This window comes from Kribbella monticola (assembly GCF_003261635.1).
Classification (GTDB): domain Bacteria; phylum Actinomycetota; class Actinomycetes; order Propionibacteriales; family Kribbellaceae; genus Kribbella; species Kribbella monticola.
This window is the reverse complement of the sequence record NZ_QFXK01000038.1, coordinates 117,279-129,231: the sequence shown is the minus strand read 5'-3', so window position 1 is coordinate 129,231 and position 11,953 is coordinate 117,279. Positions and strand designations below refer to the sequence as shown.

At 67.4% G+C, this 11,953-nt stretch carries 11 protein-coding genes; 5 read left to right on the top strand and 6 right to left on the bottom strand.

The window, feature by feature from the left end; translation table 11 throughout:
- Positions 1 to 3: 3 nt before the first annotated feature.
- Positions 4 to 1,836 (bottom strand): glycoside hydrolase family 2 protein, encoded by a 1,833-nt coding sequence (locus DIZ26_RS30780; protein WP_112247930.1) that lies wholly within the window; start codon positions 1,834 to 1,836, stop codon positions 4 to 6.
- Between the two features lie 262 nt (positions 1,837 to 2,098).
- Here DIZ26_RS30780 and DIZ26_RS30775 point away from each other — a divergent pair, with 262 nt between their 5' ends.
- A complete protein-coding gene (locus tag DIZ26_RS30775; RefSeq protein ID WP_112247929.1) occupies positions 2,099 to 2,899 on the top strand; it encodes an epoxide hydrolase N-terminal domain-containing protein in 801 nt (266 codons plus the stop codon).
- Here the strand turns inward: DIZ26_RS30775 and DIZ26_RS30770 are convergent.
- Positions 2,885 to 3,754: an amidohydrolase family protein gene (locus DIZ26_RS30770; RefSeq protein ID WP_232828719.1), complete on the bottom strand. Its 870-nt coding sequence runs from the start codon at positions 3,752 to 3,754 to the stop codon at positions 2,885 to 2,887. The two genes, DIZ26_RS30775 and DIZ26_RS30770, sit on opposite strands and share 15 nt — an antisense overlap.
- 60 nt (positions 3,755 to 3,814) lie before the next feature.
- Between DIZ26_RS30770 and DIZ26_RS30765 the strand changes: the two genes are divergently transcribed.
- Genes DIZ26_RS30765 through DIZ26_RS30755 form a run of 3 tightly spaced genes read left to right on the top strand, consistent with a single transcriptional unit; the run spans position 3,815 to position 5,564 of the window.
- Positions 3,815 to 4,207, top strand: coding sequence for an ArsR family transcriptional regulator (locus DIZ26_RS30765; protein WP_232828718.1), 393 nt, complete (start codon positions 3,815 to 3,817; stop codon positions 4,205 to 4,207).
- Positions 4,204 to 5,232, top strand: coding sequence for a serine hydrolase domain-containing protein (locus tag DIZ26_RS30760; RefSeq protein ID WP_112247927.1), 1,029 nt, complete (start codon positions 4,204 to 4,206; stop codon positions 5,230 to 5,232). The genes DIZ26_RS30765 and DIZ26_RS30760 overlap by 4 nt, the downstream gene beginning before the upstream one ends.
- Positions 5,229 to 5,564 (top strand): hypothetical protein, encoded by a 336-nt coding sequence (locus tag DIZ26_RS30755; RefSeq protein ID WP_112247926.1) that lies wholly within the window; start codon positions 5,229 to 5,231, stop codon positions 5,562 to 5,564. Before DIZ26_RS30760 ends, DIZ26_RS30755 begins: the two co-directional genes overlap by 4 nt.
- Here the strand turns inward: DIZ26_RS30755 and DIZ26_RS30750 are convergent.
- The 3 genes from DIZ26_RS30750 to DIZ26_RS30740 are packed head-to-tail and all read right to left on the bottom strand — an operon-like array spanning position 5,556 to position 8,598.
- Positions 5,556 to 6,794 (bottom strand): ATP-grasp domain-containing protein, encoded by a 1,239-nt coding sequence (locus tag DIZ26_RS30750; protein WP_112247925.1) that lies wholly within the window; start codon positions 6,792 to 6,794, stop codon positions 5,556 to 5,558. The genes DIZ26_RS30755 and DIZ26_RS30750 overlap by 9 nt on opposite strands.
- A 12-nt stretch (positions 6,795 to 6,806) precedes the next feature.
- Positions 6,807 to 7,553 (bottom strand): esterase family protein, encoded by a 747-nt coding sequence (locus DIZ26_RS30745; RefSeq protein WP_112247924.1) that lies wholly within the window; start codon positions 7,551 to 7,553, stop codon positions 6,807 to 6,809.
- Positions 7,543 to 8,598 (bottom strand): alpha/beta hydrolase, encoded by a 1,056-nt coding sequence (locus DIZ26_RS30740; RefSeq protein ID WP_112247923.1) that lies wholly within the window; start codon positions 8,596 to 8,598, stop codon positions 7,543 to 7,545. The genes DIZ26_RS30745 and DIZ26_RS30740 overlap by 11 nt, the downstream gene beginning before the upstream one ends.
- Positions 8,599 to 8,746: 148 nt before the next feature.
- Here DIZ26_RS30740 and DIZ26_RS30735 point away from each other — a divergent pair, with 148 nt between their 5' ends.
- Positions 8,747 to 9,088, top strand: a complete 342-nt coding sequence (locus DIZ26_RS30735) for an MmcQ/YjbR family DNA-binding protein (RefSeq protein ID WP_112247922.1) — start codon at positions 8,747 to 8,749, stop codon at positions 9,086 to 9,088.
- Between the two features lie 8 nt (positions 9,089 to 9,096).
- On the opposite strand, the gene DIZ26_RS30730 is transcribed toward DIZ26_RS30735, so the two are convergent.
- Positions 9,097 to 11,931 (bottom strand): helix-turn-helix transcriptional regulator, encoded by a 2,835-nt coding sequence (locus tag DIZ26_RS30730; RefSeq protein ID WP_157979856.1) that lies wholly within the window; start codon positions 11,929 to 11,931, stop codon positions 9,097 to 9,099.
- Positions 11,932 to 11,953 lie beyond the last annotated feature (22 nt).

Sequence of the window (11,953 nt, the reverse complement as noted above, 5' to 3'; positions counted from 1 at the left end):
GAGCTATTCGCCGGCTTCGAAGGCAGCGGGCCGGATCTGCGCGGCACGGATCCGTTCGACGTCCAGCTTGACCGAGCGGTCGAAGCGGTAGATCCCGTTCTCCTCCTGGAAGACGTCGGTCAGTTGCGTGTAGCAATAGCCGAACATCAACGGGTTGTCGAGCAGCACGTCGACCAGGCCGGTGAACCGCTCGTAGAAATCCTCCTCGTCCGCGACTCGTTGCCCATAGCCCCAAGATTCGGTGTTGTCGTTCCCCGACGAGCTCTCGGCCGCCTCCGGGTTCCACCAGATCCCGCCGAACTCGCTGCAGAAATAGGGCTGCCCCGCATAGGCCAGCGAGATCGGCCGATCGTCCGCACCGCCGGTGTTCCCGTACGGCGTTCCGTCGACCAGGCCGGCCATCTGCTTGCCGAACTCGACCGGGTCCTGTTCGTAGTTGTGCGAATCCCAGATGTCCGTTTCAGGCACGCGGTGCGAGTAGCCCGACGCGTCGAGCACCGGTCGCGAGGTGTCGGCGGCCTTCGTGGCAAGGAACATCGCGCGGGTGACGTCATCGAGTTGCGTGATGCGGTCGTGCAGTAACTGATGCGTCTCGTTCAGCGGGCACCAGCCGATGATCGACGGGTGGCTGTAGTCGCGCTCGACCGCTTCGAGCCACTGCGTCACGAACGATGCCGTCGGCTGCTGGTTGTCGTCCCCGGTCCCGGCGACGCTCGCACCCCAGTCACCGAACTCGCCCCAGACCAGATACCCGAGCCGATCCGCGTGGTACAGGAACCGCTCCTCGAAGACCTTCTGGTGCAACCGCGCCCCGTTGAACCCGGCCGCGAGACTCAACTCGATGTCGGCCACCAAGGCTTCTTCCGAAGGAGCCGTCATCAGGCTCTCGGGCCAGTAGCCCTGGTCCAGCACGAGCCGCTGGAACACGTGCTTGCCGTTGATCAGAACGGCCTGCCCGTTGATCGACACCGACCGCAGGCCGGCATAGCTGTCGGCACTGTCGACAATGTTGCCGGAGGCATCGATCAGCTCGAGCCGTACGCCGTACAGGTGGGGGTCGGTCGTGTCCCAGAGCCTGACCCGGTCGGCGGGGACGGCCAGCACGAGTCGCGGCGCGAGATCGAGATCGGCCCGGACCTCGGCGCTCACCACCTCGCCCGCGTCGTCGGTCACGACGGCGCGCACCTTCCAGCCCGGCTTGTTCGCCGAGATCGGAACGGAGAGATGGAACGAAGAGCCGGCCACGTCGGGGGTGATTCGCGGCCGCAGCAGATGCACGGTCGGGACAGCCTCCAGCCAGACGGTCTGCCAGATCCCGGTCGTCCGCGTGTAGTGGCAGTCCGCGTTGAAGTACGGCTGACTCTGCTTGCCACGAGCCTGTACGCCGTACCGCGTGTCTCGCGCACGGACCACGATCACGGCCTCGTCGCCGGGCTCGGCCACGCCTGCCAGCGAAGCGCTGAACGGGGTGAAACCGCCACGATGGCGGACCACCTCGACGCCGTTCACCCAGACGGTCGCGTCGTGGTCGACGGCCTGGAAGTGCAGCACTGCCTCCCGGCCGGACCAGGAGGCCGGGACGGTGACCGTCGTCCGGTACCAGACGGCTTCCAGGAAGTCGACGTTCTCGATCCCGGACAGCTGCGACTCGGGGGCGAACGGGACGACGATCCGCTGCAACAGGTCGCGATCGCGGACGCCGCGCTCGAGGCCGGAGTCGGAGCGGTCGAGTTCGAACTGCCACTCGCCGTTCAGGGTCAGCCAGTCGGGCCGGACGAACTGCGGCCGGGGGTGCTCGGCGCGGGGTGGTCCGGACTGGACCGGGGTGGATGACATCGAGGGCCTCCGATGCAATGAGTGCGCGGTCGCGATGACACTACAACGTTGGAATAACTGCGGCAATGGCCTGCCCATCGGTGAAGACAGCGTTGTCAACACTTTTCGAGAAACCTCGAATTGCAGCAAGTTGCAGGCCCGGGACCAACCGAACGGTGCCGAGCCTCGTTAGAAAGGAAGTCAGCACCGAACCAACTCGTGGTTCGGCGCATCATGCTGGGGGAGATGCGGTCGGTACGGGGAGATGGGTGGAGGTCGTCGGGTGGGAATCGAGCGAACTGCGGAGGTCCGGGAGCTCCGGCTCCAGGTGCCGCAGGCCGAGCTGGAGTCGCTGTACCAGCGGCTCCGGACGTTCCGCGCGGGCGGTGACTACATAGCAGCGGGCCTCGACCGCATCGTCCCGGCCGTCTACGCCGACGACCTGCTCGACTACTGGGTCACCGGCTACGACTGGCGGGTGCACGAGCGTCGTCTGAACGCCTACAGCCACTACAGCACCGAGATCAGCGGTCAGTTCGTGCACTTCCTGCACCTGCGGTCCGCCCATCCCGACGCCCGGCCGGCACTGCTCACCCATGCGTGGCCGAGTGGCGTGATGGATGTGCTCGACGCGGCCGGCCGGTTGGAGGCGACGGGCAGGTACCACCTGGTGATCCCGTCGATCGCCTGGACGGCGCTGACCGGTCCGCCCGGCGGTTCCCCGAGCCGCCGGAGCGCGGCCGGCTGGGACGAGCTGATGCGCCGCCTCGGGTACGACGAGTACCGGGTCGGCGACGACCAGTTCGGGCTCGACGCGACCCCGGCGTACACGGAAGTGACCGAAGCGCAGGCCCAGCAGCGTGGGCTGGACGCGGCGGAGCTCGCCGAAGTGCGCTGGTTCAACGGGAACCTCACTGCGTTCACCGAGAGCCAGCAGATCTCGGCGCTGGTGCTCAGCACAGCACTGCTGGCCTGGAACGCCCAACTGGTCAACCTGGACCTTGACCGCGATGCTCTGCTGACCGGGCTCACACTTGCCTGGTTCGCATCCCGGCTGCCGACCCAGGAGCTACCCGCCGAGTAGCCGCGCGCCGTTGTAGTGGCAGACGGCGCGCAGCCAGTCGTCGCCGAGGTCGAGGCGTTCCAGCGATTCCAGTTGTACCGCGTACTCGTAGGGGATGTTCGGGAAGTCCGACCCGAGCACGATCCGCTCCTGCAGTGCGGCCAACCGCGGCAGCAGCGAGCGGTCGACCGGCATCATCGCCTCCGCGAACGGCGTGAACGCCATCGTTGTGTCCAGGTGCACTCCTGGATACGTCTCGGCCAGCGCGAGATGCTCGGCGTACTCCGGCATGCCCAGGTGTGCGATGACCGCGGTCAGTCGTGGGTGCCTGCGCAGCACTTCACCGAACGGCCCAGGGCCGGTATGACTGCCGGGAATCGGCCCTGATCCGCAATGCACCACAGCCGGCACGCCGGCCTCGGCCAGCTGGCCCCAGACCGCGTCGAGCTCGTCGTCGCGCGGGTCGTAGTCGCCGACCTGGACATGCACCTTGAAGATCCGAGTGCCCAGCTCCAGAGCCTCTTTCACGTACTGCGCTGCGCCTGGTTCCGGGAAGAACGTTCCGCTCGGGACGCAGCCGGGTGTCGCGGCCGCGAAGTCCCGTGCCCACTGGTTCAGCCACGCGGCCATGTCGGGCTTGTGCGGGTAGACGAGCGCCGGGAACCGCCGTACGCCGAGTGCGCGCAGCGTCTCCAATCGCTCGGCCACGGGCGTTCGATAGGTGATCGGCCAGGCTCTGCCGTAGTGCTCTTCTGCCTGGTCGAAATACCGCCACACCGCGTCCAGCACCGCGTCCGGCAGGAAGTGGACGTGCACGTCCATCAATCCGTCCACCCCGAGCCGCTGCCACCACGCCGGTACCTCGTCATCGCGCACCACGACACTTTAGAGTCTCGGGTTGTTGCAATAGCTACGTAACTACGTACTATCCACAATGTGGAAGAAGCTGTGGATAACCGGCTCGCCGAGCTGGAGCGGCGGATCGCCGCGCTGGAATCCGGCGCCTCGGCCCGGCTTCGTCCACAGGCCGTCGAGCCCACAGAAGACGCCGTCCTGGAGCTGGACTGGACGGTGTGGGCTGGGGCGCTCGCAGCACTCGGGAACCCGGTGCGGCTGACCTTGATGCAGCAGATCCTGCGCGGGACCAGCACAGTCAACGCACTCAGTGCGGTCCAGGGTCTTGGCACGAGCGGGCAGATCTACCACCATCTGCGGCAGTTGACTGCCGAAGGCTGGCTGCACAGCCCGAGCCGCGGCGTCTTCGCCGTACCGCCGAATCGGGTGGATGCGCTACGGGCGATCTTGGTTGCTTTGGAGAGGTCAGTATGAAACTCATCGCCGTACTACTGGCGATCGCGGTGACAGCCGGCGGCTGGCTGGTCCGGCCGCGCAGCCTCGACCTGGAGGCGGCGCGGACCGGTGACGACAAACTGCAGGCCTTCATCGATAAGAACTACGAAGGGCCCGGGCACCGGCTGGCCGTTGCGGTCATCGGTGACAACTCGATGGTCTTCGCCGGCCGAGGTGCGAACGAGCACGGCCGGTTCGAGATCGGCTCGATCAGCAAGGCCCTGACCGGCTTGCTGCTCGCCGACTCGGTACGCCGTGGCGAGGTGAAGCTGGATCAGCAGGTCGGCTCACTGCTTCCGCTCGAGGGAGCAGACGTCGCCAGCGCCTCGCTCGAGGAACTGGCGACCCACACGTCCGGCCTCCCGAACACCTCGCACCAGCCGCTCGTCGTCGCACGGTCACTCCTCGCCAGCTGGTCCGCGGGCAATCCCTACCCGTACGACGTGAAGCAGGTGATCGACCAAGCCAAGGCAGCCGGCACCGGGGGACGTGGCAAACCGGCGTACTCGAATCTCGGCGCGGCGCTGCTCGGTCAGGCGCTCGCCCACAAAGCAGGGAAGAGCTACTCGGAGCTTCTGTCGGAGCGAGTGCTCCAACCACTGCAGATGAACGAGACCCAGGTGAACGCGACAGCACCCGTCGGCTACAGCTCGGGCGGTCGGAAGGAGGCGCCGTGGGCCCAGGACGGGTACGGCCCGGCCGGAGGGGTCGTGTCCACCTCGGGCGACATGGCGCTGATGCTGCAGTCGTTGCTGAGAGGCACCGGCGTCGAAGCACTGGCTGCTAGGAAGGATTTCGGCGACGGCGACCGCATCGGGCTGTTCTGGCTTACCAGCCCGCTGACCGGAACCGATCACTCGATGGTCTGGCACAACGGAGGTACTGGCGGCTATCGCTCGTTCGTCGGCCTCGACCTGGAGCGGAAGCGCGCAGTGGTCGTGCTGTCCGATGTGGCGGCCTCGGTGGACGACTTCGGGACCAAGCTGCTTGCGGAGCAGTCATGAGAACCGCCTTCGCGCTGGTCCTGGCGATCGGCTACCCGCTGCTCGCCCTGTGGCAGATCCACCGGCGCAAGCTGCGGGACCGGCTCGACCTCGTACTGATCGTCGCGGCCGGGATTCTCTTCCTGTTCTTCGCACGGGCGACTGTGGATTGGCAGGCGTTCCCACCGTGGCTCTGGCTGATCGGTCTCGTCCTGCTGGCGGTAGATGTCGGCCTGGCCGGCTGGGCATGGCCGGACCTGCACTGGACGGATGCCAGACGGCCAGGGCGGCGCGCGACCTCGGTGACGATTCAATTGGCGATCGCCGCCACCCTGATAGCCGTTCTACTTTGACTGGTCGGTGACCCACAGACTGGTCAGGCCGCGGAAGTGGGCCAGGAACTTCTCCTGCTCATGGGCCGGGTACGTCGCTGCGACCGTCTCGCGCAGGATGCGGTCGAAGTCGTCGCCGCGAACCCAGTCGACGAGCCGCTCGTCGAAGTCGGTCAGGTTCTCGGCACACCACTCGCGGTACTTCGCGGTCTCGAAGTACTCGTCGGCCAGGGCCAGGTAGGCGTCGATCTTCGCGTCGTAGTCGAGCGAATCGTCGTCGGCGATCGCGAAGTAGCGCTCGGTGTGCAGGTCGACCTTGGTCCGCCGGCCGGTCGCGAGCGAGAACACCGACCACTTCACCAGCGCGCTGATCGCCCACGGGAAGTAGTAGTGCAGTGAGGTGATCGCGACGTCCGGGCAGGCGTTCGCGTAGTCGATCGGGTGCACCGAATCGCCGTGCACGAGCATCTCGCAGGAGTTGAACTCCCAGCCGAAGAATGCGTTGACGATCCGGCTGATCGCGACCGCCTGGTGGCCGGCCGACGGACTGAGGAAGTCGTGCGAGACGGCGTACCGGTTGTGCATCGGCTCGTCGGGGCGGAAGTCCATCACCATCGTCTCGGCGCCGATCGACAGCGCCCGGGCGAACTTCTCGTACTCGACCGTCGCCTGCAGGTGCATCAGCATCTCGCCGGACTCGTCGTAGGCCTTGTGCAGGTCGTCGGGGTTGTTGATCCGGGAGACGCCGCGCCAGCCGCCGCCGTCGAACGGCTTCATGTACATCGGATAGCCGAGGTCGTCCGCGATCGCGTCCAGGTCGAACGGCTTGTTGTACTTCGCCGACGTGTACGCCCAGCGCACGTTGTCGACCGGGTTCTTGTACGGCACCAGCACGGTCCGCGGGATCTTCAGGCCGAGCCGGAGCATCGCGCAGTACGCGCTGTGTTTCTCCATCGACTGGAAGGTGAACGGCGAGTTCAGCAGGTAGGTGCCGTTCATCAGCGCGGCCTTCTTCAGCCACTCGCGCGGGTGGTAGTACCAGTACGCGAGCCGGTCGATCACCAGCCCGACCCGGACCGGGTCGTTCAGGTCGAACGGCTCGATGGACAGCCGTTCGGTGCTGAACTCGTGGGTGGTCCCCGCCGTGTCGGTCACCGGCCCGACCTGGCGAAGGAGCGCTTCGAAAGCCTGCGGCCAGTCCTCCTCGGCGCCGAGCAGTAGGCCGATCAGATGCTGAGAGCGGTCAGACATGTGCGAGGCTCCTTAACAGAATCGGGGCAGGTGGTGGGCGATCTGCTTGCGCCACCAGGGCCAGTCGTGCGCGACGTCGTACCCCCACAGGTCCAGGTCATGCGGGATGCCCTTGGCAGCCAGTACTGCGCTGATGGCGCGCGCCGACGGCAAGGAACCGGTCGGGTGGGTCTCCCAGTCGCCCTGGCCGACGGTAAGCACCAGGAACACCCGGTTGCGCAGCCACTCCAGGTGGTCGCCCTCCAGGTTGGGCAGGTAGTCCGCCGGGTTGTTGAAGTACAGCGCGTCGCCGCGCTCGCCCCACGGATGCCAGCTGGCCGCGTCGTAGTTGCCGGACTGGCAGATCGCGATCGGGAACAGGTCGGCGCGCTTCATCGCGAAGTTGAGCGCATGGAAAGCGCCCAGGCTGCAGCCGGTTGTGATGATGTCCGCGGCACCCGGGGTGTCGCTGCCGATCGCCGGCACCACCTGGTCGAGGATCCAGGACTCGTACGCCCCGTGCCTGCGAGCGCGCTCCTCCAGCGGCAGACTCCGGTCCGACCAGCTGACGTGGTCGTAGGAGTCCACGCAATACAACTTGATCCGGCCAGCTTCGATCAGGTCCGCGACGGCACCGACCATGCCGTTGCTCTCGTAGTCCCAGGCCCGGCCTTGCTCACTCGGGAACACCAGCACCGGTCGCCCGTAGTGCCCGTACCGGATCAGAGTCCCGGGACGGTCCAGCCCGGGTGCCTCCAGCTCGACCTGTTCACGTTCCATCAGCCTCACTCCAGGTGCGCCGCAGTAGACCCGTCAGACAGGGATCAAGCACATCACGCCAGGCGGTGAAATTGTGCATGTCCGGCGTTTCGTCGAAGGCTACGCGGAGACCGAGGTCAGTCAAGTGCGCCGCCATCACCCGGTTGTTGTGCACGTTCTCCTCCGGCGTCCCGGCGGTCATCGCGATCGCGGGCCGGCTCGGGGGCTCGGTTGCCGCGAGCACCTGGTTCACGAAGGCGGTGACCTCGGCGTAGTACTCGAACTTCGCTTCCTGCGGATCCGTGTCGAGCGTGAAGAAGGACCCGGACTGCAGAAAGAGTCCCGCGAAGGTGCCCGGGTGGTTCCATTCGGCGTACAGGGCGGCCAGCGCACCGAGGCTCGCGCCCATCAGTACGGGCAGCTTGCTCTTGTACTGCGAGGTGACGGCCGGCAGCACGTTCTGGGTCAACGCCTCGGCGTACTGCGGGTTGGCGGCGTACCAGAGGTTTCGCGAGGTGGGCCGGACCAGCGCCAGCCGGAAGGGCGGCAGGGTGCCATCGGCAACCATCGCGCCGGTGTAGTGCGTGAGGCCCGCGTACGCCGCGAACTCCGGGCCGTCATGGGAGATCAGCAACGGCAGCTCGAAGCTCGGGGCGATCCCGCTCGGAGCCCAGACCTCGACATCGACCTGTCCCACCGGCGTCGGGTCGACGGGCAGCGCGGTCACGTCGGCCGCGATCGGCTCGATGTCGATCCACCGCGGTTCGACGTACCCGGGCAGCGGTAGCCACGAGTGCTCACCGAACGCACCGCCGACCACTCGCGGGTTGGTCGGATCGGTCCGCATCCCGGCGTCGGCGATGTCGAACAAGTACTCCATCCGGTGCACCGACGGCCGCGGCAGCCGCAGCTCCCAGCCGTAGTCGACCAGCTTGAACTCCAGCAGCTCAGCGGCGATCCCCAGCTCCTCCCAGAGCCGCACCCCGTGCAGCGCGCGCTCAGGGTCCGCGAGGCGGAACACCACCTCGGCCCCCTCCACCGCACTCACCACCGCTGTCTCAGACATCCGCCCACGGTACGGCGTCCCGCCCGGCCAACCGCAAACGGAAGCGCGCTGTCGAGTCCGAGATCACAACGCGATCACTGAAAGTAGCCAGGCGGGTGGCTTTCAACGCTGACACCGGTTGTCAGTGTTGCTGCGTAGGCTCGGGGGCATGGTCGGGCTGGCGGACATTCGGGCGGTGGCGGAGGGGCTGCCGCGCAGCTACGAGGTCGTGGTGCGGGACCGGATCAAGTTCCGGGTCGGGCGGATCGTGTACCTCGCGCTGTCGCGGGACGAGAAGCAACTGGGCATCGGCTTCCCGAAAGAGGAACGGGAGGCCGCGATCGCGGCGTACCCGGACAAGTTCCTCCCACCCAGCAAGTCCGACGAGCGCTACCAATGGATCGAGGTCAACCTCGCCGCCCTCGACCCAACCGAACTGCGAGAACTGATCCTCGACGCCTGGCGCATGTGCGTCCCCAAAAAGGTCGCCGCCGAGTACTTCGGCGAATAGAACACCGGCTACAACAAGTTGTGATGGTGGGCTGTGGCGGCGGCTTCGGTTCGGGTGGTGGCGGAGAGTTTGGTGAGGATGCGGGCGACGTGGGTGGCGACCGTGTTCACCGAGATGAACAGCTCGTTGGCGATCTGGGCGTTGGAGCGGCCGAGCGCCAGCACCCGTAGTACCTGGACTTCTCGTGGCGTCAGGCCGAGTTCGGCGCCGGGGCCGACCTCGGGCTGATCCCCGGTGAGCTGGGCCCGTACTGCGAGTTCGTCGATGCGCCGGAGCAACGGCTTGGCTCGCAGGGTCGTGGCCAGCGACCGAGCCTCCCGCAATCGCGTCCGGGCGCCGGACTTGTTGCTGGTCGACAGTGCCACCTGCGCAGCGGTCGCCAGCGAGTCGGCCAGCTCGAAGAGGTCTTCCAGTTCGCGCCAGAACTCGGCGATCCTGTCCCACTCCTGCAGGGGCGCGTCCTGGAGAGTGGCTGCAGCCGTCAGGCGGATTCCCTTGCTCCCCAGCGTTTGCCGCGGCTCCGCTGCGGCAAGTACCGCGAGTTCGCGCAACTGGTCCAAGGCCTTGGCTTTCCTGCCGGCCTGGCGCAGGGGCAGCAGCCGGAGACTGCCCTGGAGTGCGAAGAGCGCGTCGCTCTCTTGCTGGGGCTCTGCGGGCCCCGCCCGCAGCACGGCGTCGATGAGGTCGTCAGCCGTACTGAGCTCGCCGGTCGCCACCGCATGGTCGAACTGCAACCGCAGCAAGCCACCACGGACGACGTTCGGCCCCGGGTCGTTCCGGACGAACGAAGTCGCTTCGGCGAGGATCTCGTCGTACTGGTCGACCTCACCGCGGCGGGCGTGTATGTCGGCGCCGAGCAAGGCGACCGCCATCCGGTACAGCGGCGGTGGTTCGTCGGCGATCACGTCGTCGAGTACTTCGAGTGCCTCGTCCCAGTGGCCGAGGGTATCGAGCGCGGCTGCGCGGCAGCCGCCCAGCATGCTCCCGCGGGAGCGACCGAGTCCGAACCGTTCTGCCTCCTGTTGGCCGGTCCTCGCCAGCTCCGCAGCCTCCGTGTTGCGTCCGGCGTACAAGAGGCTGAGTGACTCCCACTGCAAAGCGGTCAGGTAGGCGTGGTGGCTGCCCGAGGCGAGGGCTGCCTCCCGTCCGGCTGTGAACAGGGGGACGGCTTCTGCCAGCTCACCTGCCCATCCGTGGGTCGCCGCGAGTGCGATCAGTCCGCGCGCCCGGCTCGCATCGTCCTGCAGTTGTCCGGCGAGTTCGATGGTGGCAGTGGCCACGTCGACGACCTGCTCACGACTTTCGATCGTCATGCCGACCATTGCCCAGTACGACAGCAACCGGGCCCGGGTGACGTCCGCTGTCCCTGGCGGAACGAGGGCGACAGCGGCGGCCAGGTCGTCCAGTCCACCGCCGTTCTCCTGGACCAGCAGGATTCCGCGGACGCCGAGCAGTTTGGCGACTCGCTCCGGTTCTACGGCTGCGTCCAGTTCCGCCAAGGCGGCGGTGCTGTGCTGAATACCTGCTGCGGACCGTCCGGCGACGTGGGCTGCGGTCGCGGCCCGTTCCCTGACCTCGGCCCGGTCGACCGGTGCGTCGGGGACCCGGTCCGCAAGTGCCAGCACCAGCTCCAGCAGGTGCAGCTCCTCGTCGTACGCGTACTGGTCGTGGGCACTTGCTGCTGCAGCGAGCGCGGCGGGCAGTGCGAGTGTGGGCTGGTCTGCTGCGATCCAGTGCTCGGCCAGTGCAGCCGTCGACTCGGGCTTGTCGGTGAGAGCCTCGGCGTACCGGGTGTGCAGTCGCCGACGCTGGGCGGGGAGTAGTGCCTGGTAGACGGCTTCGCGGATCAGATCGTGGCGGATCCAATAGCCGTCGTCGCGGATCACCAGCTGCTGCCGCTCGACCAGCGTTCGCAGTACGGGTTGCAGCTCGTCGTGGGAGAGTCCCGCCACGGTCTGCAGGAGCTCGTCCGGCACCGGCGTGCCCGCGACCGCGATCAGCGCGAGCAGGTCTACGGCCTGTGGGGGCAGCTCGGAGATGCGGTCGAGCAGCAGGTCCGTCAGGCCGGCGGTCGATACGCCGCCGACGCTCTGCAGCGCCTCGACGAACAGCGGATTGCCGCCGCTGCGCTGGTGCACCCGACTGGTCCAGGCAGGATCTGCGACGCTGCCCTCCAGGGCTGTCAACAGCGCCCTGACGTCCTGCCGATCGAGCGGCTCGAGTTGAACCTGTACTACGTCGGCTCGGCGACCCAGCTCGGCGAGCAGCCTCCGACCGGGGTGGCCCGGGACCAGCTCGGCGGTACGGACAGTGCCGATCAACAGCACCGGGTGGCTGCCGAGGTTCCTTGCCAGGTAGGCGAGCAGCTCGCGGCTGGAGGTGTCGGCCCAGTGCAGGTCCTCGACCACGATCACCACAGCGCGCTCTTCGGACGCCCGGGTGACCAGGCTGAGGAACTCCTCGAGTAACTGGATCCTGCTGTGCGGCACGTCCGCCGGGCGATGGCCGGGCAGCCAGCCTGCGAGGCTCGACGCCGCCAGCGGCAGCATGCGGTCGACCCGCTCCTGGCCGTACTGGCGGACGAGGTCGCGCAGGATCCCGACGAACGGCACGTACGGCGCGCTGTCGGCGCCCAGCTCCAGGCAGCCACCGGTCAGCACCAGCGGTTGACTCTCAGCCAGCTCGGAGAGCACGGCAGTGACCAAGCGCGACTTGCCGATGCCTGCTTCGCCGGAGACCAGAACGGTGACCGCTTCACCGCTCCGGCAGCGCTCGTACGCCGCCGTGATCGCTGCCAGCTCGATCGTCCGCCCGACGAGCACCGGACTCACTGTCGACGGCACCCCAACCCCCTCGCTTACCAGG

Coding starts and splice junctions, on each gene's coding strand:
- DIZ26_RS30755 (WP_112247926.1), top strand. CDS start 5,229: ATGAGAACCGCCTTCGCGCTGGTCCTGGCGATCGGCTACCCGCTGCTC.
- DIZ26_RS30760 (WP_112247927.1), top strand. CDS start 4,204: ATGAAACTCATCGCCGTACTACTGGCGATCGCGGTGACAGCCGGCGGC.
- DIZ26_RS30740 (WP_112247923.1), bottom strand. CDS start 8,598: ATGTCTGAGACAGCGGTGGTGAGTGCGGTGGAGGGGGCCGAGGTGGTG.
- DIZ26_RS30735 (WP_112247922.1), top strand. CDS start 8,747: ATGGTCGGGCTGGCGGACATTCGGGCGGTGGCGGAGGGGCTGCCGCGC.
- DIZ26_RS30780 (WP_112247930.1), bottom strand. CDS start 1,836: ATGTCATCCACCCCGGTCCAGTCCGGACCACCCCGCGCCGAGCACCCC.
- DIZ26_RS30745 (WP_112247924.1), bottom strand. CDS start 7,553: ATGGAACGTGAACAGGTCGAGCTGGAGGCACCCGGGCTGGACCGTCCC.
- DIZ26_RS30750 (WP_112247925.1), bottom strand. CDS start 6,794: ATGTCTGACCGCTCTCAGCATCTGATCGGCCTACTGCTCGGCGCCGAG.